This window comes from Denitratimonas organivorans (genome assembly GCF_037478135.1).
GTDB lineage: Bacteria > Pseudomonadota > Gammaproteobacteria > Xanthomonadales > Xanthomonadaceae > Denitratimonas.
In genome coordinates, this window is the sequence record NZ_JBBHDV010000002.1 from 202,431 (window position 1) to 222,750 (window position 20,320).

A 20,320-nucleotide genomic window follows, 5' to 3' on the forward strand; every position below is an offset into this window, starting at 1 on the left:
ATAGGTCGTGGTGTTGGTGGGCAATCGCGCCCCCTGCGGGTGCGCTCCTACAGTTGCGGATTCCGATTTTCCCGGTAGGAGCGGACTTGGCCGCGATATGGCTTTCCCGAAAATGTACAGCCCACATAGGTCGTGGTGAGCACCGCGAACCACGACGGCATGGTGCCCACCGGCCCGTAACCGACTGCAAAAACCTCAGTACAGCACCCGCGTGCGCAGCGTGCCGGGGATGGCCGCCAGTGCATCGCGCAGGTCCGAACCCTGTTTTTCCGAGGTGGCCACGTCGATCACCACATAGCCGATATCCGGATCGGTCTGCAGGTACTGGCCGTTGATGTTGACGTTCTCGCGCGAGAACACCTCGTTGATCTGCGACAGCACGCCCGGCACGTTGCGGTGGATGTGCAGCAGGCGGCGGCTTTCCGGGTGTGCCGGCAGCGAGACTTCGGGGAAGTTCACTGCCGACAGGGTCGAGCCATTGTCGCTGTAGCGCACCAGCTTCACCGCGACTTCGGCGCCGATGTTGTCCTGGGCTTCCAGCGTGCTGCCGCCCACATGCGGGGTCAGGATCACGTTGTCCATGCCGCACAGCGGTGAACTGAACACATCGTCGTTGCCCTTCGGCTCGGTCGGGAACACGTCGATCGCCGCGCCGCCCAGGTGCCCGGAAGACAGCGCCGCAGCCAGCGCATCGATATCCACGACCGTACCGCGCGAGGCGTTGATCAGCATCGCGCCCTTGCGCATCGTTGCCAGCTGCGCCGCGCCGATCATCATCTGCGTGGCCGGGGTTTCAGGCACATGCAGGGTCACGATGTCGGCGCGCTGCAGCAGGTCATCCAGACTCGCGGCCGGGCGTGCATTGCCCAGCGCCAGCTTGGTTTCGATATCGTGGTAGATCACCCGCATTCCGAGCGATTCGGCCAATACGCCGACCTGCGTGCCGATATGCCCATAACCGACGATGCCCAGCACCTTGTCGCGGGCTTCGTAACTGCCACTGGCCGATTTTGACCAGCCGCCGCGATGGCAGGCCGCGTTCTTTTCCGGAATGCGCCGCATCAGCATGATCGCTTCGGCGATCACCAGTTCAGCCACGCTGCGGGTGTTGGAGTAGGGCGCGTTGAACACCGGAATCCCGAGCCGCTTGGCCGCAGCCAGATCCACCTGGTTGGTGCCAATGCAAAAACAGCCGATGCCGATCAGACGCTTGGCGTGCGACAGCACCTCTGCGGTCAGGTGGGTGCGCGAGCGGATGCCGATGAAATGGGCCTCGGAGATGCACTGCCGCAGTTCGTCCTCGGGCAGCGACTTGTCGCGGTAGTCGATCTGCGTGTACCCGGCCGCGTGGAAGGTCTCAAGCGCACTCTGACTGACACCTTCGAGCAGAAGGATGCGGATGTCCTGCTTGGGGAACGAGGTCTTCTTCATGGCCGGGCGGGCGAGGGGAGGAGGGCCGCACTATGCCAGAATCCGGGACGGAATTGCTGCAATGCAGCAGCTTGCTTTCGTGGGAGCGGCTTCAGCCGCGATGGGGCTTTGCCCGGGGAAAGTCCGGTTCTTGATGCGTCATCCCAGCGGCTTTCAACTCCGCAACCACGCGCGATGACGATGCCCTCCGCCGGCCCCAACTCCCTGATCAACCGGAAAAACCCCTCCCGCTGCACCCCGAAACCCGCCTCCACGGCGCGATCATCGGCCTTGCCTTACCGGCCATCGGCCTGCGCTGGCCGGGCAACTTGCAATGCACTAGGTTAGCCCAGTCAAAAGAGGAGCTTGAGATGCCTTCCCCTTCCGCATCGGCCCGTCGAGTACGTGGCTTCACGTTGATAGAACTGCTCGTCACGGTGGCGATTATCGCGATACTGGCGACACTCGCGGTGCCCAGCTTTGCTCGCGTCATCGCCAGCAATCGAATCGCATCGGGCGTCAATGAATTCATCTCTGCGGTGAATCTTGCAAGGATGGAGGCCGTCCGGCGAGGTCGCCCCGCCGGAGTCTGTGCCAGCGACAACGGCAGTACCTGCTCTGGTAATTGGGATGATGGTTTCATCGTCTACTACATGTCTGATGCGGCGACTCCGGTAGAAATTGTCGTGCGTGAGGGCGAGTTCAGTTCCAAGGATAAGGTTTCCAGTACCACGGGGAGTGATATTCGATTCAGCAGTCGTGGTCAGATTGCGTCCGCAAACAAAGTGCTTTATAAACCCGAGGATGAAAGGTATGAAGACCTGCAGCGCTGCCTTCATATTTCCGTTTCTGGATCAGTCACTGCGGTAGCTGGGTCATGCACCACACCTCCCGCCACACCTTCTGAACCCTGAGTCTTTGCCGATGACCATCAATACATCACGTGGATTCACCCTGCTTGAAGTACTGATCGCCGTGCTGGTGCTTTCGCTCGGTCTGCTCGGTCTGGCTGGATTGCAGGCCTACTCGATGCGCTATAATCAGAGTGCCAATTACCGTACCCAAGCGACCAATCTGGCCTCCCAATTCATGGACATTGCCAGAAGTTACCGAGGTGCCGGCAATACCGGGCAAGATGCCCGTAATCACCCGAATATTAGAAGGCTTGTTGCCGGCCTCAATAGCTTTTCTGATGGTGGAACGATGTCGCTGTTGACCGCCTGCAATGCAACTGGGGCAGGAATCGATCCGATACGGTGTGATCGGGCACGCTGGTTCAATGCGCTGCGTACACAGTTGCCAAATGGGCGTGCCAGGGTTGTATTTGCTGGTATGCCAAGTGGCGCAATTACAGTGGAAATCTGCTGGACCGATGATCGCAATGTGGACACCACGCAGACTCCCGATTGTACGGGTGCGAGCGAAGGCTATGGGCGCGCATCTGTCGGGGCTGACGGGACTTCGAACTGGCCCAACAACGCCGTCTGGTTGAGGAGTGCCATATGAATCGTTTGCCTCCGTTCATATGCAGCCGACAACGTGGTGTTTCGTTGATTGAGTTGATGGTCGCGTTGGTGATTGCGGCGCTGCTCGGTATTGGTCTGGTACAGATTTTTGGTAGTACGCGCGCAGCGTTCAACGCAAACACTTCCCTTGCGCGCGCGCAGGAAAATTCGCGCTTTGCGCTGGGTTTCATAAACGAAGATCTGCGCATGGCGGGCCATCTGGGAACACGAAACGAGCAGGGTTCACAGGCCGGTGCCGCAGAAGATCCGGTCGGGAATCTGTTGTTCAATCATACCGCTCCCGCCGGTGGCACCGGCATGCCGGACACTGCTCCTTGGGCGTTTCGTCTGGATATCCCGTTTGAAGCCTACGAGTTCACCGGTACCGGCATCAACGTCACCTATACATTGCCGGATCCACCCGTTGTTTCAACCGGTGCCGGAAACTGGTCGCCGGCACTACCGTCCGAGCTGACGCCACTGGCCACGACGGCATTGGCTGGCAGCGATATCATCGTGGTGCGGTATCTTAGTGCGGACTTCGTCACCTTGGTGAATCGCCTGGATCGAGCCGATGGCATGGCGATAAGCAGCAATATGCCTTTTGTTGCGGCGACGGGAACTTTCTTTTGGAATTCGGCGTCTTCGCCTGACTTCATCAAAGATCAAGGCATCTACGCATTCTCCAATGCGCGTGCCATCAGTTTATTTCAAGTCGCCAGTTCCGCAACACCGGTTGGCGCAACAGAGGCATCGGCAACGGCGTCAACAGCCAGCGCCTGGAACAGGCGTGGATGGCAGGCGGATCGACCCGCAGGTGCGGGTGGGGAACTGGAGAATTCCGCCGATTATGGAAGCCTCTTGCCGGTTCATCGTTACGAGATGGTGGTGTATTATGTGGCCATCGGTGCTGGCGGGGAACCAGCATTGTTCCGTCGTCGATTGAATCCCGCTAATACGACGACTGCGCTGGGTGATCCCGAGGAACTTGTGCCGGGCGTGGAGTCTCTGCAAGTGGTCATGGGGCTCATCTCGCTACCACGCGCTGCGGATCAGCCTGAAGGGTACGCCACTGCGAATCAGATCAGCGCCGTTGCTCCGAGTACAACTGCTGCTGCGAGTGCCAACTGGCGCAGGGTGGTCAGTGCGCGTGTCGGCTTGCTGATGCGTAGTCAGTTGCCCGCAAGCAGACAAGAGGCAGACATTACCCACAACGTAGCAGGCACCCAGATCACGCCGGCGGCAACTGACCGGCGCTTGCGCCATGTGTATGAAACCCAGGTCTCGTTGCGTAATCGCAGTCGTGGCTGATCAGGTTGGACAAGGAAATATCTTGACATGATCACGAGAAATCTTCCCATGCATCGGAAAAGCCCACGCAAGGAACACGGTGCCGTGCTTTTCATTGCGTTGATGCTGCTCATCATCCTGACCTTGCTGGGCCTTTCAGCAGCACAGGTGACGTCCCTCCAGGAACGTATGGCATCAATTTACCGGGCGGACCAGATGGCGTTCGAAAATGCCGAGAGCCTGCTGGCTGGCATCGAGCGTTCCACGACAGAAAGCACCAATCCCATCCTGAACGTAAGCTGTGAGCAATTGTATGATGGCTCGAAGCGGGCCGATCAGTGGAGGGCAGGAAACAATCTCGGCACCACAACCTTTATTGAGAATCTTGGGCGTGGCTCCAGCTTCATCAGCAAGGTCGGCTCGCTGGAAGCTGGCTTGGCTCAGGAAATAGGCGACAAGAACTGTCTGTTCCTTCAGATCAGCGCGCATGCCTATGACGATCCGAGCGCCAAGACATCGCATTCCATTATTCAATCCATCTTCACGCCTTGATCGGCGACGCAAAGGATACCGATATGACTTCCGTTAAATCGCCATTGCTATGCGCTTCGATGACGGCCGTGCTGGTTCTGGCTTCCGGCCTATCCACGCCGGCTAGCGCTGCACTTCCGGTATCCCAAATACCACTGAGTATCGGCTCCGGTCAGAACGCGCCGCCGCTGAATATGCTGGTGATGGGACGCGACCACAAGCTCTATTATGAGGCCTATAACGATGCCTCGGACCTCAACGGCGATGGCGTCCTGGACGTTGGATACAAAGGCCATCTCTCGGCGGATGATGGCGGCATAGATTACTTCGGTTACTTCGACTCCTATCGCTGCTATACCTACGGCTCACAGAAGTTCACACCAGGGGCCGCTGCACCCAACAAAACCTGTTCTAATGCGTGGAGCGGTGACTTCCTGAACTACCTTACGACCTCGCGCATGGACGCGCTGCGCAAGGTGTTATACGGTGGTCATCGCGTAGTGGATACAGCAACAGCTACTACGCTGGAGCGTGCATACATTCCGCAGGATGCCCACAGTTGGGGCAAGGAATACACAAGCATCGCTGTGGATGGTTACGACATCAGGGATTACGCTCCGCTGTCGCTGCCAAAAGAAAACACCCGGCATCTGTTTGCCAATACCACCCTCAGGAACGATGAATCAAAGGGGCCGTTGCTGCGTGTACTCAATGATTCCAAATTCCGAATCTGGGAGTGGGTGGCGAAAGAGAATCCGGTAGCAGGAAGCAGCTGCGGCAGTGGTTCCAATTGTGAGACGACAGGAGGCACACAGTCACATCCTGGCCACCCCAATAACCGTGGGGAATTCAACTCCATCGAGTCAGAATTTGCGATTCCGGCAAATCAGTACGGTGGAGTTTTTGCTCTTGACAGCCTGAACTGCACATCCGGTTGCAATCTTGGCGGGGGGGCGCAAGATAATTTTCTGACCATCGCAACCACACGTTTCCAGATGCGAAACCGCGATGCGGCCAACGGCGACTATCAGTTTTGTGTGGATGGTGATGATGCCGTTGATGTCCAGATTCTTAGCTCGAACGGTGCTACCGTGCTTGGAAGTGCGGGATGGTACGGCGGTCATGGATTCGCAAACAATTGCGACTCCCCAAGGGCCACAGCAAACATAAGGCTGGACCGGAATACGACCTACCAGATAAAATTCCGCCACGAGGAAATGACAGGTGGTGAGGGCTACCGTCTTCGCTGGCGCAAGGTGTCAGGAGCTAATCAATTTAGCTGGACTGAGTTTTCCAGGAAGAGCTCGGGTAACGACAACAAGAACAATGGAAGCGGTGGGGACAACACTGACTTTCAGGTTCGTTTTTACAATCTGAGACCATCTCAAAACTCCTCCAGAATCACAGACTACCGAGTAAGAGTGGATGTCTGTGTCGCTGGTGCGCTTGATCCGAATTGTAAGCAGTATCCTAATGGTAATTACAAGCCGACAGGAATTCTTCATGATTACGGTGAAGACGACCGAATGATGTTCGGTCTTCTCACTGGCTCCTATGCCAAAAATACCCAGGGTGGTGTAGTCAGGAAGAATATCTCCAGCTTCGCTGACGAGGTAAATGCCAATGATGGGACATTTGCTTCGGTGGTTGGAATGGTGAAGACGATCGATCGACTGAAGACGATCGAGTACAACGCCTACCAGTACACCTGTGGTTGGATTGCAAATCGGGCAATCAACGATGGGGAGTGCTCGATGTGGGGCAACCCTGTTGGAGAAATGATGTGGGAGTCGCTACGCTATTTCGCCGGCGCAGGTTCGCCACGTACTGAGTTCAATATTGCATCCAACGCCAAGGATGCTTCGGTTCTGTCGTTGCCGCGCCCAGAATGGGTAGAGCCATACACCTCGGTGGAAGATGGCGGCAGCGGCTTTTTGCGTTGCGCTACGCCTGTCATGACGGTCATCAGCGATATTAATCCTTCGTATGATGGCAGTGTGCCTGGCAGTAAATTCGTATCAATTAGTGGGGCGGGTGATCCGGAGCCGGTAAACTCTCTCAACGTCTCCAATGAAGTCGATGCGATTTGGGTCGCTGAAGGCGGTGGCACACGACAGGTGTTCATCGGTGAGTCTGGAGGAGTGGCTGACTCCAATCCAACGGTGAAGGCGGTTTCCAACCTATCCACGGTCAGGGGGCTGGCACCGGAAGAGCCAAGCAAGCAAGGTACATACTACTCCGCGGGTGTGGCTCGTTTTGGCGCGACCAATCGCATTGGTGGCGACAAGAATGCGATGACCTATGCGGTCGCATTGGCGTCACCGCTGCCAACACTCACCTTCCCCATTGGCGATAGTGTCATAACCGTCGTTCCTTTTGCGAAGTCACCGTATGGCAGATACGGCGGTGACGTGAACCCCGATGGAAGCTTCCAGCCGACCAATCAGATTGTTGATATTTTCGTCGAGAAAATCGCCAATACTGATCCTGCCGGAGCCGATCAGGACGACGAGGTGAACGAAGGGCGTCCGTATGCTGAATTCCGGATCAACTATGAAGACGTTGAGCAAGGTGCCGACCATGACATGGATGCCATTGTCAGGTATACGTTCCAGGTGACTGCTGACGATGAGCTTGATATTGCGCTGCGATCTGAGTATGCATCAGGAAGCATTGTCCAGTATATCGGTTATATTATCTCCGGCACGACCAAGGATGGGATCTATCTGGAGGTCAGTGATTGTGATACTTCCAGTGCCTATCCGGATAATGACTTTTGCCCTTCCGCCAGTCATGGCGGGGTTCGCTATTCTCTGAATACCCCACCCGGGGAGGATGCGGGCTATTGTACGAATCCAACGAATTTAGCATCCAGCAAGTGCTTCTCATTGCCTTACGAAACCAGTCGCAGATTTGTGCCTGGCACGTCGAGTGGTGCAGAGTTGTTGAAGGATCCGCTGTGGTATGCAGCAAAATACGGACGCCCCCCCAGCTACACTTGGGATGAGGACGGAGATCAGAGCCCCGACAACTATTTCCTGGTCACCAATGCCGGTACATTGAAGGAGCAGTTGGATAAAGCTTTTTCTCAGATCATTGCCGACACGCAAGACAGTGGTGGTGTCGCAGCAAGCGGCGCCCGCGCAACGGAAGGTTTCATGGCCTATGTTCCTGAGTACACTACAACCGACTGGACGGGTGACCTGCGCGCTCACAAACTGAACCCCGGGACAGGGGCACTGTTGCCTGCGGTGTGGAGTGCCAAAACCCTGCTTGCATCAATCGCTGACACTGCGGTGACCAGCCAAAGTGGGCGCAAGGTTTATTACATCGATCCATCCGAACCGACGGCATCAACCCGTCTGAAGGATTTCACGGTGGCGGCTCTTGGTGGTGGTGACCCGGATGCGGCTGCAGCGAAACTGGGCATTTCGAACCTTGCTGCCATCTATCCGGGCAAGACCATCGAAGATGTTGTCAACTATTTGCGTGGCGATCATCGCAACGAACTGAAGAACGGTGGCGTGTTCCGTGATCGGAGTGGTCGTATAGGTGATATTTTCTCCCAACCTGCAGTGCTGGATCAGGCCTCCTACGGCTATCTCAATCTTCCTGTAGCTGCCGGGGGAGGGTATGGTACAGGCGGATATGCAAAGTTCGTGGAAAGCAAGAAGGACAGGGTGCCGGTTGTTTTTGTTGCGTCCAATGATGGATTCCTTCATGCCTTCAATGCGTCGGACAGCGCGACAACGGGTGGCCGTGAGCTGTTCGCCATTGCTCCCAGCAGTGTACTAGGCAACATGGCGCAGCTTGCCTCGCCAAGCTATACGCATCGCTTCTATGTGGATGGTTCTCCGTCGCAAGGCGATGCATATATTGGGGGGAGCTGGAAAACCGTGTTGCTGGGGTCTACCGGTGCCGGCGGCCGCTCGGTGTTTGCGCTGGATGTCACAGACCCGGTAACCCAGGGCGCCAAGGTGCTGTGGGAGTTCAGTCATGCTGACCTCGGCTTGACCATTGGCACGCCAAAGATCGCCCGTTTGCCGAACGGACAATGGGCGGCCGTGTTCGGGAATGGCTACAACAGTGACAACAATCAGGCGTTTCTGTTCATTGTCAACCTTGAAACCGGAGCCCTGATTGCCAAGGTGGCTACCAATACCGAAGGCACTGCGTCGGTGCCCAATGGAATGGCAACTCCTGCCGTGATTGATCTGCAGGGCGACGGTACCACCGATCTGGTGTATGCAGGCGATTATTATGGAAACCTGTGGCGCATCCCGCTTTCGGCCTCCGGCACCACTCTGAATACTCCGGTTGCGTCTACGCTGTTTACTGCAACCGATTCAGCGGCGGGTGGTGGGGCAGCTGCACGACAACCAATCACCGGTGGTGTTACCGCTTCGGTTCATCCAGTAAACGGACAGCTCGTATTCTTCGGCACTGGCAGTTATTTCCTCGAGGGTGACAATGCCGCGCCAAGCGAGTCGGACCAGGTGCAAAGCTTCTACGCGATCTGGGATGACAACGGCGATATGGTGACTCGCAGCTCACTGGTGGAACAGACCTTCACCGCTTCGGGCTCCGGGCGCACCGCAAGTGACAATGTGGTGGATTGGGGCAGTGATAAGGGTTGGTTCATCGACTTGAAGACGGGTGCATCTCCCGCAGATGGCGAGCGATTCATCGGTCAGCCAACCGTTGCCTTGGGGCGGGTGTTTTTCACTACATTCGTATCGCAAGGTGATGAGTGCGAGCCAGGAGGTACTAATTGGATTAACGCGCTCTGGACCACTTCGGGCAGCGGTGCCTTGAGTGCGGGTTTGGAGTCGTCAACGTCTTTGACGGGTAGCGGCGGGCCGATACGTGACGCTATTACCATCGTCACCGGCCGTACTGGCGGTGACGAGGGGAGCGAAGACTGCGACCCATCCGCCGATCCCAATTGTGTTCCACCTGCTCCAGTCGATGTCGACGGTGACGGAGTAATAGATGATCTTGGCGCGGTCCCTCCCAGGGCCTGTATCCTGAGCGTTGATTTGCTCACTGCGGTCGGTTTCAATCCGTTGCTTAGGATGGCCTGCGGCCGGCAATCTTGGAGACATATTCAGTAGGCAGACATGCACGCCCTCTTCGCTTGATCGGCGAGGGCGTGCTTCACGAGGATCGGATTGCGTTGCTTTGACGAAAATTCAGGATGTGTTTCTGCATGAACAGCAAACGTGTGGCCAAGGGTTTCACCCTCATTGAGTTGATGATCGTGGTGGCGATCGTGGCAATTCTTGCCGCGATTGCTTACCCCTCTTATCAGGAGCATGTGCGGAAAACGCGCCGGGCGCAGGCACGGGTTGACATCATGCAGACCGTTCAATTGCTTGAGCGTTATTACAGCGCGCGCAATACCTATGTCGGATTCACCCCGACATCGATCAGTTCTCCGCCTACCGGCACGGCGTTTTACACGCTGACTGTTGCGGGGCCGCTGAGTGCGTCGGCATTCACGATTAGTGCTGAGCCACAAGGGGCACAGGCGGATGACAAGTGCGGTACTCTGACGATCAATCAGGCCGGATCAAAAGGCCAGAAGACTGGAATGACCGTCGCAGATTGCTGGTGATGGATTCCGGCCCCGATTAGCAGTTTCGTGACTCTGATCCGCCGTAGCGGTTGATATCGAATCACGTTCTTTTCGTTTCTGACAAAGCTCCTTCCATGGGGCATGGGGAGCTTTTTTGTTGATGACTGATGGATTATTTGTCATCTGGTAGAGATTAGCCGTGGTCCGGATTGGTCGCATCGTCAGCTCCTGTTCCCTGTAGAGCGCAGCTTGCTGCGCTTGGTTTCGTCCGCGATCTTGTACCAAGCGCAGCAAGCTGCGCCCTACAGATGGCATCTGAGACGTTTGGCTGGGTGGACTTGAAATCACTCGTGCAGCAGCCTATCTGATGGGCTGATCAGGTTTTTCCACTACTTCAGGCCAACGCTTCCGCCGGATACCGCGCTGCTGCATCCCGGCGTTCCTTCATGAGTAACATCGCTTTCAGTTCTTCCTCCATTTCCGGTTTGCTGGCGTCAGTGCCGGACGGGCAGGCGTGGCTGGGTGAGGATGAGCGGCAGCGTGTTTCCGGCCTGGCCCATCCAGGGCGTCGCACTCAATACCTGGTCGGGCACTGGCTTGCGCGGCAGCTGTTGGCGGCGGCGGAGGGCGGCGATCCTTTTGCATGGTCGTTGCGCAGGACCGAGTCCGGGGCGCCGATGGCGTTTCGTGGCGGGCGGCGCAGTGGCTTGCATGTGTCCTTGTCCCATACCGCCGACTGCGTTGCCTGCGCGGTATCTGGCCATGCGGTGGGTATCGATATCGAGCAGCCGCGACGCGAGCGCGATTATCTGGCGCTGGCTGACTCGCTGTATGACGCGGGCTTCCAGGCCGATCTGCGGGCTTGTGACGAGGTGCAGCGGCGCTCGGTGTTTTTCCGACGTTGGACGCTGGACGAGGCCCGTGCCAAAGCCAGCGGTGAGGGCCTGAAAATGCATGCGCTGCGTTCCCATGCCTGGGTATCTGCCGCCGAGAATCAGGCTGCGGGTTGGACCTGGGATCTGGCCGATGGCTGGCTGGCGTTGGCAATGGCGGAAGGAACCGATGCGGTGCCACTGCGATTCGACATCCAGGGCGAAGCCGCCGGGCTCGCGCCCCGGCATTGGCGTGTTCAGCCGCTTACCCCGTAGGAGCGACTTCAGTCGCGAACAAGATGCCCGAACATCGCCGCAAGCCCTGTTCGCGGCTGAAGCCGCTTCTACGGAAATCGGCCCGTGCCCAACGAGATCCCGGAGTCCCCGAAAAAACGGCCGTGCCCAACGAGATCCCGGAATCTCCCCACCCCCGCGTAGGAGCGACTTCAGTCGCGAACAAGATGCCCAGCATCGCGGCAAGCCCTGTTCGCGACTGAAGCCGCTCCTACGAAAAGTCTCTCCTGCGAAAAAGCCGCTCCTGCGAATGCGCGGACGGCAATCCGCCGCCCCACGAAATCGGCGCTTGCGCCGCATGCGCTTCGCACTCATCGGTTCCACGGCTAAACTGACGGGATGCCTTTGATCACTTTCAACCAGGTCGACTACAGCGTCGGCGGTCCGTTGCTGCTCGAAGATGTGCAGCTTTCCATCGAAGCCGGCGAACGCATCGCCCTGATCGGGCGCAACGGCGCCGGCAAGTCGACGTTGCTGAAGCTGATTTCCGGTGAGCTGCAGCCCGATGACGGGCAAATCCGCGTGCAATCGGGTGTGCGTATTGCGCGACTGGAGCAGGAAGTGCCGGCCGGTGCCGCGGGCAGCGTGTTCGAAGTGGTGGCGGAAGGTCTGGGCGGGCTCGGTGCGGATCTGGCCGAGTTCCACCGCCTCAGTCATGCCGACACGGTGGATTCCAAGGCCTTAGGTGAGGTGCAGGCCAGGATCGAGGCGGTCGATGGATGGTCGGCCGATCAGCGTGTCGCGGATACGCTCGCCACGCTCGGGCTGGACGGCGAACTGGCCTTCGCCAGACTCTCAGGTGGCATGAAGCGGCGGGTGTTGCTGGCGCGTGCATTGGTCTGCGCGCCGGACCTGCTGCTGCTGGATGAGCCGACCAACCACCTGGACATCGCCGCGATCGATTGGCTCGAGCTGTTCCTGAAGAACTGGAGCGGCGCGCTGGTTTTCATCACTCATGACCGCCGTTTCCTGCGCGCGCTGGCGACGCGCATCATCGAGATCGACCGCGGGCAGGTCAGCAGTTGGCCCGGCGACTGGGACAACTATTTGCGTCGGCGCGAGGAACGCCTGCATGCCGAAGCCGTGGAGAATGCGCGCTTTGACGATTTCCTGGCCGAAGAGGAAGTCTGGATCCGGCAGGGCATCAAGGCCCGGCGCACCCGCAACGAAGGTCGTGTGCGGCGGCTCAAGGCGTTGCGGGCCGAGCGCGCCCAGCGGCGCGAGCTGCAGGGCAATGTGAAGCTGGAAGTGGCCGCTGCCGAGGCCTCCGGCAAGAAGGTGATCCAGGCGCGCGGGGTATCGTTCGCATTCCAGGGCAAACCTATTCTTGAGGACTTTTCCACCACGATCCTGCGCGGTGACCGCATCGGCCTGATCGGCCCCAATGGTGCCGGCAAGTCCACGCTGATCCGCTTGCTGCTGGGCGAACTGGAGCCGCAGCGGGGTGAGATCGAGCGCGGCACGAATCTTTCCATCGCGTATTTCGACCAGTACCGCGCCACGCTGCGCGAGGACTGGAACGCGCTGGACAACGTCTCGGAAGGGCGCGAGTTCATCGAGATCAACGGCAAGCGCAAGCATGTGCTCGGCTATCTGCAGGATTTCCTGTTCACGCCGGAGCGTGCGCGTGCGCCGATCACTCGGCTGTCTGGCGGCGAACGCAACCGGCTGCTGCTGGCCAAGCTGTTCGCGCAACCGGCGAATCTGCTGGTGATGGACGAACCGACCAACGATCTGGACGTGGAAACGCTGGAACTGCTGGAGGAGTTGCTTGGCGAATACGGCGGCACGCTGCTGCTGGTCAGCCACGACCGCGAGTTCCTCGACAACGTCGTGACATCCACACTGGTGATGGAAGGCGATGGACGCGTCGGGGAGTTTGTCGGCGGCTACAGCGACTGGCTGCGCCAGCGGCCGGCTCCTGCACCCGCATCATCGAGTGCCGCTGCCGCAGCGCCGCCAAAGCCTGCGCCGACTTCGACCGCGCCGCCGCAGCGCCGCAAGCTCAGTTACAAGGATCAGCGCGAACTGGACATGCTGCCCGGCCGCATCGAGGAATTGGAGGCGCGGGTGGCCGAGATGACCGAAGCGATGGCGCAGCCGGCGTTCTTCCAGCAAGCACGCGATGCCATCACCGCCCATCAGACGGCGCTCGCGGATACGCAGGCAGAGCTGGAGGGTTGTTATCAGCGCTGGGAAGAGCTGGAGTCCATGCTTTGACTCCAATCCAGCACTGGCTGGCCCGTTGCGGGCCTGGCTGCTCGTCCTCTCATCGAAGGGATTGAAGGCGCACAAGGAAAACGGGCCGGACGCATGGCTGCGTCCGGCCCGAAGCGTTCAGCTCGCGGTATCCGATCAGTTCAGATAGGCGCGGCCGTTGCTGATGCGGATGTAGGCACCCTCGCGGATGCCGTTGAGGTCGCGCTGCGTGACGACGATGCGGCGCCCGTCGTCCATGCGCAGGTACAGCTCGTACCACGGCGCGGACTTGTTGTTGCGTTCGATGTTGTTGCCGGCGATACCACCGGCGATGGCGCCGGCCGCGGTGGCTGCCGCGCGGCCGCTGCCGCTGCCGACCTGGTTGCCGAGCACGCCGCCGATGATGCCACCCAGCACCGCGCCGCCGCCGGAGGACTCACGCTCGCCGTAGACGCGGTCGATCTTTTCCACCACGCCGCAGCTCTGGCAGCGCGCGTAGCCGTCGTAGGCCGGGCGGTGGTACTGGTTGCCTTGGCTGTAATAGCCGCCGCCAGGCGTGGCGCAGGCGGCCAGCATCGCCAATGGGATCAGGACAAGGAACAGGCGCAGTCGCATGGCGTTCTCCTTTTTTACTCATGGCGGAAGGGTTCCGCCGCCGTGAGCCCAACGGTATGCGCGGGTGGCTGAACGAAGAACCAGTCTGCCACTGCGCCGTTCAGCCAAGGTGCGGGCTGGGCACCCGGCCGATTCTGGTGCCCAGCCAGTGAGAGCGTCTGTCAGCGGAATACGTCGTGGCAGGCCTTGCAGCTGCCACCCACGCCGGCCATCGCCTTGGCCAGCGCGTCGCAATCGGCGGCCTGATGGCTGCGAGCGGCGGTCACGGCATCGCGCAGATCCTGCGACAGTTGGGTGAAGCGGGCGTCGTCGCCGATCGGCAGGAACGCGGCCTCGGTTTCGCCGGCGATGGCGCCCAGCAGCGCCAAGCGGCGGTCGATTTCGGCGGCATCGCAGGCATTGCGTTCACTCATGCCGCGCAGCGCGCCCATCTGCTGGCTCATCACGGCCATGACGGCGCTGTCGTAGGGCGTGCCTTGTCGCATGGCACCGATGGCGGCCACGCAAGCCAAAGCACCAATGAGGATTCCGATCAACAGCAGGGCGACATAACGCATGGGAGAAGAGTCCTTGGAGGCGACTGAAAGGGCGCCATTGTCGGCAATCGGGCCGTCGGTTGACCAGCCCGCTGTTGCGAGCTGCCTCGCGTGCGTCGCGTCTCCCGTATCATGCGCGGCCGCGATGGGACTCATGCAGGCAATGGACACAACGGAAGAATCGGCTGCGTTGGCGGCGCGTTTCGGCGGTATTGATCGGCTCTACGGCGCGGGCAGTGTCACGCGTCTTGCCCGCGCGCGGGTCGCGGTGGTGGGCGTGGGCGGAGTCGGTTCGTGGGCGGCGGAAGCACTGGCGCGCAGCGGTATCGGGCATCTGACCCTGATCGACGCCGATGACATCTGCGTCAGCAATACCAACCGCCAGCTGCCGGCGCTGGAAGGCCAGTACGGGCAATTGAAGGTCGAGGCGATGGGCGCCCGCTTGCGCGCGATCAATCCCGGCCTGGAGCTGGCACCGGTGGCCAGTTTTCTGACGCCCGGCAATCTGGAAGCACTCCTGCTGCGTGATTTTGACGTGGTACTGGATGCCTGCGACAGCTTCCGCACCAAGGTCGAGACGATCGTGTTTTGCCGGCGTCGCAAGATCCCGCTGGTGGTGGTCGGTTCGGCGGGTGGCCGGATCGATCCGACCCAGATCCGGGTCCGCGATCTCTCCCGCACCGAACACGATGCGATGCTGGCGCTGATTCGCAGGAAACTGCGTTCGGAGTTCGGCTTTCCGCGCAACCCGCAGCGTTATTTCGGGGTGAAGGCGGTGTATTCGCTGGAAAACGTGCGCTATCCGCAACCCGATGGCAGCGTCTGCGGTTTGCGCCCGCAGGTCGGTCCGGACGCGGCGCTGAAGCTGGACTGTGGTGCCGGCCTGGGGGCGGCCACGCATGTCACCGGCGCCTTTGCGTTCGCGGCCGTGGCGCAGGTGATGCAGGCGCTGCTGCGGGATTGAACGGCAGCGGGCGTGGCGCAAGGCCGGCATTGGAGTCGTGGCCAGCGGCGCCGGTAGCACGATCGAGTCGGATGCAGAGCCGGTCCGGGATCATCGCTGGCACCGTTCCGGGAGTGCCTTCGCGCCACAGGAATCCATTTCCCGGCGCTGATGTCAGCCGCTGACCTTGTGCTGCCTCGGGCCGTCATCGCTGACGGGGAGCGCCGCGGGCAGGCCGAACAGGCGTCGCGCATTGGCGCTGGTCTGCTCGGCGATGTGGGCCAGTGGCTCATCGCGGAGCGTGGCGATGACCTGCGCGATATGGGGCAGGCGCGCCGGCTCGTTGCGCTGCCCGCGGATCGCGGCATCGGGCTGATCCGGGGCGTCGGTTTCCAGCAGCAATTGCGCGATCGGCAGCTCACGCACGATGCGGCGCAGGCGCTGCGCCCGCTCATGCGTGACCGGCCCGCCGATGCCGACGTAAAAGCCCAGCTCGAACAGTTGCGCGGCCTGCTGCGCGCTGCCGGAAAAACTGTGCACCACGCCGCGCAGCGGCTGCCCGCGGTCAGTGTCGCGACCGAAACGACGCAGCAGCGCGATGATCTCGTCCAGCGCCTTGCGGGCGTGCAGGATCAGCGGCAGATCGAATTCGCGGGCCAGCTTGAGTTGTCCGATCAGGTATTCGCGCTGGGTGTCCGGGTCCAGATTGCCGACGTGATGATCCAGCCCGCATTCGCCGATGGCGCAGGGGCGCTCGCGTTCGATCCAGTCGCGCAGTTGCGTCAGGTGCTCGGGCCGATGCCGCGGCAGGAACATCGGATGCAGGCCATAGGCCGGATGGATGCCGGAATGGGCCTGCGCGAGCGCTTTCAGCTTGGGCCAGCTGGCCGCGTCCACGGCGGGCGCGATCAACACCTCCACCCCGGCGGCCCGCGCATCGGCGATGACCGCATCCCGGTCCGGGTCGAACGGTGGCGCGTCGATATGGCAGTGGCTATCGATGAACGGCATGGCGGCCCGCGTGATGGCGCTCAGGCCTGATCGGCTTCGGGTTTGGCCTTCCTGGCGGCCCGGTCACGTCGGCGGCCGCCCAGCCACAAGGTCAGCGAGGCCAGCAGGATCTCGTCGATGAATGGCAACGGGTCGGGCACCACGAGATTCACCAGGAACAGGATTCCGGTGATGACAAACAGTTGCGGGTGCCGCAAGCGGCCCAGCCAGGACAACACCGGAGCAAGCAGGGGATTGGCCATCGAACGTCTCCATCGCGTGGCGGCAGGGGCCGCCTTTGCACAGTGGGGAAGGCCGGGCGCGGATGCAAGGGCCGGTGCCTGTCGGTCGTCGCGCCGGCGCTGGTAGAATTGGCGGTCTTTTCCCTGATGCGAGTACCACGACATGGCCCTGCAGCGCACCGATCTTTTCGACATCCGTTCCCAGCTTTCCGAGGAGGAGCGCGCGGTGCAGGATTCGGTGGCGCGCTTTGTCGATGACAAGGTGCTGCCGATCATCGGCGCATGTTTTGATGAAGGCCGTTTCCCGAAGGAACTGATCCCGGAGATCGCTTCGCTTGGCCTGCTCGGCTCCACCTTGCCGGAAGAATACGGCGGCGCCGGTCTGAACGCGGTCAGCTACGGCCTGATCTGCCAGGAACTGGAGCGCGGCGACTCCGGCCTGCGCAGCTTCGCCAGCGTGCAAAGCTCGCTGTGCATGTATCCGATCTTTGCCTACGGCACCGAGGAGCAGCGCCACGAGTGGCTGCCGCGCATGGCCGCCGGCGAGGTCATCGGCTGCTTCGGCCTGACCGAACCGCACGGCGGTTCCGATCCGGCCAATATGAAGACCCACGCCAAGAAGGATGGCGGTGACTGGGTCATCAATGGCTCCAAGATGTGGATCACCAACGGCAATATCGCGCAGATCGCGATTGTCTGGGCGCAGACCGAAGACGGCATCCAGGGCTTCATCGTGCCGACCGACACACCCGGTTTCACCGCGCAGCTGGTCAAGCACAAGATGAGCCTGCGCGCGTCGGTTACCTCGGGCCTGTTCTTCGACAATGTGCGCGTGCCAGACGCGAACCGCCTGCCGAATGTGAAGGGTCTGAAGGGCCCGCTTGGCTGCCTCACGCAGGCGCGTTACGGCATCACCTGGGGGCCGATTGGCGCTGCCATCGCCTGCATGACCGAGGCCACCGATTACGCCAAGGAGCGGGTGCTGTTCGACCGCCCGATTGCCGCGACCCAGGCGGTGCAGATCAAGCTGGCCGAGATGGCGCGCCGCATCACGCTGGCCCAGCTGCTGAGCCTGCAACTGGGCCGGCTCAAGGACGCCGGCGCGATGCAGCCGCAGCAAGTTTCGCTGGCCAAGTGGAACAACTGCCGCATGGCGATCGACATCGCACGCGAGGCGCGCGACATCCTCGGCGGCGCCGGCATCACCACCGAATACAGCCCGATCCGGCATGCGCTGAATCTGGAATCGGTGATCACCTACGAGGGCACTGAAACCGTGCATCAGCTGGTGATCGGGCGCGAGCTGACCGGCATCAACGCGTTCTGACACGGCTCCCGGGATCACCGCTCATGCACTGCCACTGGCCGCCGCACACCCGCATCGAAACCGCGCGGTTGCTGTTGCGGCCACCGCAGCGCGAGGATTTCGACGGCTACGCCGAGCTGGTCGGCGACGAAGAAGCCGCGCGCCACATCGGCGGGCACGTCACGCGTCCGGCGGCATGGCGCAAGTTCCTGCAACAGCCCGGCGCATGGGCGGTACAGGGCTTTGGCATGTTCTCGGTGCTGGACAACGCCAGCGGGGAATGGCTCGGGCAGTGCGGGCCGTGGCGGCCGGAAGGCTGGCCGGGCAATGAAGTGGGCTGGTCGTTCCGGCGTGCGGTCTGGGGCCAGGGATATGCCACCGAAGCGGCAGTCGCCGCGATGGACTGGGCCTTTGCGAATCTGGGCTGGCAGGACGTGATCCACTGCATCGCGCAGGAGAACACCGCTTCGCAACGGTTGGCGCAGCGGCTGGGGTCGACCTTGTTGCGGCAGGAGGCGATGCCACCGCCGTATGAGATGTATCGGGTGGATGTCTGGGGGCAGCGCCAGGCGCAGTGGGAGCAGGCGCGACATGGTATTGCCGGCGGTTAAATTCCCGTTGTGAGCCGGGGCAGTAGGCTGGTGCGATGCACATGATTCTTCGATCCATCTTCACCGCCGGCATGTTGATGCTGGCCTCCGGCACCACAGTGCTCGCCAGTCCCATTTTCGCTGACGGTTTCGAGGAGCGGCCTCCTCCCGCAACGGCGTCTGTGGGAGGCACCAACTATCTGTGGTTTGGCGACGATGGCCAGTGCTCTCAAGCCTCGCGTGATGCGTTCGGGTTGGCCAAACGCTATCACGAGATTGATCCCGTGCTTGGCCCGGTGCGGGCGATCGCGCAGCAGCAACTGGCCGTCATGCATGAGCGTGGCATGCGCCGCCTGAGTCTTGGCATCTTCTTCATCCATGGTCCGACTTCCAGCGGCACGCTGGTGGACTCCAGCAATCCGGCACAGGTGGCGCAGGCGGCGGCGAACATCGGAATGTTGATGCAGGATGTGAAGAACGCCGGTTACAACGAAGTGCTGTTCCGCTTCTTCCCTACTGCCAACATCAATCCTTCGCAGCCGGAGTTTCCCGCGCACAGCGACAACCCCAATTCCGATTACGCCCGGCGCGTGGACGAATACTGGAACTTGATCCAGGCCGTCCGCCCGGTACTGGCAGCCTCGGGCCTTCACTATCGGATCGACCTGATGGTGGAGGGGGCACCACGCGATTCCAATCCGCCCTTTCCGATCCCGGAAAACGAGCGTTACAAGTATCCGGCCAACGAGCGCTGGAGCAAGGCGGTGCGAACTCTTTGGCAGCGTTATCTCGCAGCCTACGGACGCGACGACACGGTGGGTTTTTCCTTCCTCGTGGACGAAGACAACAATCGCCTTCGCTCCCGTGTGCGCCACATGCAGTACGTCTACGAAGGCAATTATCCGTTCCTGTACGCCATCGACTTCTATGCTGGCGACACGCAGGATGAATACGAGAAGTTCATGCGCATGCATGGCTACATGGTCAGCCAGAATCCGTCGGGAGCGTCCTGGCACCAGAATGGCTGGATCATCGCCGAGGCGCATTACGAAGACCCGATCGCCGCCCAAGCGCTGGCGCGCGCGATCCGTGAAACCGGCCGCACTGTCTTCTATCTGACGCAATGGCCGCTGGACCGGGCCGCGGCATGTCAGCAGGCGCATGTGAATGTGCCGCCGCCTTACGACTGGATGGTGTGGCCGGCTTACGGGTTCTGAGACCACACCCAATCAGCTGAACGCGGTGTGCAAAGCCAGCAGCGTGACGCCTGATACCGCGTCGCGCTTCTCTCGGTTGGGGCACAGAAGCGGCGGGCCAAGGGTGCCGAGGCAGCGCATTCCTCGCGCCGCTCGGTAAACCTGGCGCGGCTGCCAAGATGCGGGAATCCCGTCGCGGCTGGCCTCGCGGTGCTCGGATTCG

General features: G+C 60.7%; 17 protein-coding genes. 12 read left to right on the forward strand and 5 right to left on the reverse strand.

What is annotated here, in order from left to right:
* Positions 1-195 precede the first annotated feature (195 nt).
* The gene (gene serA, locus WDB66_RS03225) at positions 196-1,431 is read right to left on the reverse strand and encodes a phosphoglycerate dehydrogenase (RefSeq protein WP_339397102.1); all 1,236 of its coding nucleotides are present in this window, start codon (positions 1,429-1,431) and stop codon (positions 196-198) included.
* 350 nt (positions 1,432-1,781) lie between these two features.
* Here serA and WDB66_RS03230 point away from each other — a divergent pair, with 350 nt between their 5' ends.
* From WDB66_RS03230 to WDB66_RS03265, 8 genes are all read left to right on the forward strand, one after another.
* The gene (locus WDB66_RS03230; RefSeq protein ID WP_339397103.1) at positions 1,782-2,324 is read left to right on the forward strand and encodes a GspH/FimT family pseudopilin; all 543 of its coding nucleotides are present in this window, start codon (positions 1,782-1,784) and stop codon (positions 2,322-2,324) included.
* A gap of 10 nt (positions 2,325-2,334) precedes the next feature.
* Positions 2,335-2,916 (forward strand): type IV pilus modification protein PilV, encoded by a 582-nt coding sequence (gene pilV, locus WDB66_RS03235; protein ID WP_339397104.1) that lies wholly within the window; start codon positions 2,335-2,337, stop codon positions 2,914-2,916.
* Positions 2,913-4,226, forward strand: a complete 1,314-nt coding sequence (locus tag WDB66_RS03240) for a PilW family protein (RefSeq protein WP_339397105.1) — start codon at positions 2,913-2,915, stop codon at positions 4,224-4,226. The genes pilV and WDB66_RS03240 overlap by 4 nt, the downstream gene beginning before the upstream one ends.
* A gap of 27 nt (positions 4,227-4,253) precedes the next feature.
* Positions 4,254-4,757, forward strand: a complete 504-nt coding sequence (locus WDB66_RS03245) for a PilX N-terminal domain-containing pilus assembly protein (protein ID WP_339397106.1) — start codon at positions 4,254-4,256, stop codon at positions 4,755-4,757.
* Positions 4,758-4,780: 23 nt separating this feature from the next.
* Positions 4,781-9,850 carry a pilus assembly protein gene (locus WDB66_RS03250; protein WP_339397107.1) on the forward strand — a complete coding sequence of 1,690 codons (5,070 nt, stop codon included), beginning with the start codon at positions 4,781-4,783 and terminating at the stop codon, positions 9,848-9,850.
* Between the two features lie 95 nt (positions 9,851-9,945).
* A complete protein-coding gene (locus tag WDB66_RS03255) occupies positions 9,946-10,353 on the forward strand; it encodes a type IV pilin protein (protein WP_339397108.1) in 408 nt (135 codons plus the stop codon).
* Between the two features lie 407 nt (positions 10,354-10,760).
* Positions 10,761-11,462: a 4'-phosphopantetheinyl transferase family protein gene (locus WDB66_RS03260; RefSeq protein ID WP_339397109.1), complete on the forward strand. Its 702-nt coding sequence runs from the start codon at positions 10,761-10,763 to the stop codon at positions 11,460-11,462.
* Between the two features lie 357 nt (positions 11,463-11,819).
* A complete protein-coding gene (locus WDB66_RS03265) occupies positions 11,820-13,700 on the forward strand; it encodes an ATP-binding cassette domain-containing protein (protein ID WP_339397110.1) in 1,881 nt (626 codons plus the stop codon).
* A 135-nt stretch (positions 13,701-13,835) separates the two neighbouring features.
* Here the strand turns inward: WDB66_RS03265 and WDB66_RS03270 are convergent, their stop codons facing one another.
* Positions 13,836-14,294, reverse strand: coding sequence for a glycine zipper 2TM domain-containing protein (locus tag WDB66_RS03270; protein ID WP_339397111.1), 459 nt, complete (start codon positions 14,292-14,294; stop codon positions 13,836-13,838).
* A 161-nt stretch (positions 14,295-14,455) separates the two neighbouring features.
* A complete protein-coding gene (locus WDB66_RS03275) occupies positions 14,456-14,851 on the reverse strand; it encodes a cytochrome c (RefSeq protein ID WP_339397112.1) in 396 nt (131 codons plus the stop codon).
* A gap of 142 nt (positions 14,852-14,993) precedes the next feature.
* Here WDB66_RS03275 and WDB66_RS03280 point away from each other — a divergent pair, with 142 nt between their 5' ends.
* Positions 14,994-15,794 carry a tRNA threonylcarbamoyladenosine dehydratase gene (locus tag WDB66_RS03280; RefSeq protein ID WP_339397113.1) on the forward strand — a complete coding sequence of 267 codons (801 nt, stop codon included), beginning with the start codon at positions 14,994-14,996 and terminating at the stop codon, positions 15,792-15,794.
* A gap of 153 nt (positions 15,795-15,947) precedes the next feature.
* Here the strand turns inward: WDB66_RS03280 and WDB66_RS03285 are convergent, their stop codons facing one another.
* Positions 15,948-16,784 (reverse strand): TatD family hydrolase, encoded by an 837-nt coding sequence (locus tag WDB66_RS03285; protein ID WP_339397114.1) that lies wholly within the window; start codon positions 16,782-16,784, stop codon positions 15,948-15,950.
* Positions 16,785-16,804: 20 nt separating this feature from the next.
* Entirely contained in the window at positions 16,805-17,026 is a 222-nt protein-coding gene (locus WDB66_RS03290) for a DUF6116 family protein (RefSeq protein ID WP_339397115.1), read from the reverse strand.
* A gap of 142 nt (positions 17,027-17,168) precedes the next feature.
* Here WDB66_RS03290 and WDB66_RS03295 point away from each other — a divergent pair, with 142 nt between their 5' ends.
* Genes WDB66_RS03295 through WDB66_RS03305 form a run of 3 tightly spaced genes read left to right on the forward strand, consistent with a single transcriptional unit; the run spans position 17,169 to position 20,118 of the window.
* Positions 17,169-18,332 carry an acyl-CoA dehydrogenase family protein gene (locus WDB66_RS03295; RefSeq protein WP_339397116.1) on the forward strand — a complete coding sequence of 388 codons (1,164 nt, stop codon included), beginning with the start codon at positions 17,169-17,171 and terminating at the stop codon, positions 18,330-18,332.
* A 23-nt stretch (positions 18,333-18,355) separates the two neighbouring features.
* On the forward strand, positions 18,356-18,922 hold the full coding sequence (locus WDB66_RS03300; protein WP_339397117.1) for a GNAT family N-acetyltransferase: 567 nt from the start codon (positions 18,356-18,358) through the stop codon (positions 18,920-18,922).
* Positions 18,923-18,963: 41 nt separating this feature from the next.
* The gene (locus tag WDB66_RS03305) at positions 18,964-20,118 is read left to right on the forward strand and encodes a hypothetical protein (RefSeq protein ID WP_339397118.1); all 1,155 of its coding nucleotides are present in this window, start codon (positions 18,964-18,966) and stop codon (positions 20,116-20,118) included.
* The last annotated feature ends 202 nt before the right edge of the window (positions 20,119-20,320 follow it).

Bases quoted from the DNA above. Each gene is read 5' to 3' on its own strand.
- serA (WP_339397102.1), bottom strand. From the start codon at position 1,431: ATGAAGAAGACCTCGTTCCCCAAGCAGGACATCCGCATCCTTCTGCTC.
- WDB66_RS03230 (WP_339397103.1), top strand. From the start codon at position 1,782: ATGCCTTCCCCTTCCGCATCGGCCCGTCGAGTACGTGGCTTCACGTTG.
- pilV (WP_339397104.1), top strand. From the start codon at position 2,335: ATGACCATCAATACATCACGTGGATTCACCCTGCTTGAAGTACTGATC.
- WDB66_RS03240 (WP_339397105.1), top strand. From the start codon at position 2,913: ATGAATCGTTTGCCTCCGTTCATATGCAGCCGACAACGTGGTGTTTCG.
- WDB66_RS03245 (WP_339397106.1), top strand. From the start codon at position 4,254: ATGATCACGAGAAATCTTCCCATGCATCGGAAAAGCCCACGCAAGGAA.
- WDB66_RS03250 (WP_339397107.1), top strand. From the start codon at position 4,781: ATGACTTCCGTTAAATCGCCATTGCTATGCGCTTCGATGACGGCCGTG.
- WDB66_RS03255 (WP_339397108.1), top strand. From the start codon at position 9,946: ATGAACAGCAAACGTGTGGCCAAGGGTTTCACCCTCATTGAGTTGATG.
- WDB66_RS03260 (WP_339397109.1), top strand. From the start codon at position 10,761: ATGAGTAACATCGCTTTCAGTTCTTCCTCCATTTCCGGTTTGCTGGCG.
- WDB66_RS03265 (WP_339397110.1), top strand. From the start codon at position 11,820: ATGCCTTTGATCACTTTCAACCAGGTCGACTACAGCGTCGGCGGTCCG.
- WDB66_RS03270 (WP_339397111.1), bottom strand. From the start codon at position 14,294: ATGCGACTGCGCCTGTTCCTTGTCCTGATCCCATTGGCGATGCTGGCC.
- WDB66_RS03275 (WP_339397112.1), bottom strand. From the start codon at position 14,851: ATGCGTTATGTCGCCCTGCTGTTGATCGGAATCCTCATTGGTGCTTTG.
- WDB66_RS03280 (WP_339397113.1), top strand. From the start codon at position 14,994: ATGGACACAACGGAAGAATCGGCTGCGTTGGCGGCGCGTTTCGGCGGT.
- WDB66_RS03285 (WP_339397114.1), bottom strand. From the start codon at position 16,784: ATGCCGTTCATCGATAGCCACTGCCATATCGACGCGCCACCGTTCGAC.
- WDB66_RS03290 (WP_339397115.1), bottom strand. From the start codon at position 17,026: ATGGCCAATCCCCTGCTTGCTCCGGTGTTGTCCTGGCTGGGCCGCTTG.
- WDB66_RS03295 (WP_339397116.1), top strand. From the start codon at position 17,169: ATGGCCCTGCAGCGCACCGATCTTTTCGACATCCGTTCCCAGCTTTCC.
- WDB66_RS03300 (WP_339397117.1), top strand. From the start codon at position 18,356: ATGCACTGCCACTGGCCGCCGCACACCCGCATCGAAACCGCGCGGTTG.
- WDB66_RS03305 (WP_339397118.1), top strand. From the start codon at position 18,964: ATGATTCTTCGATCCATCTTCACCGCCGGCATGTTGATGCTGGCCTCC.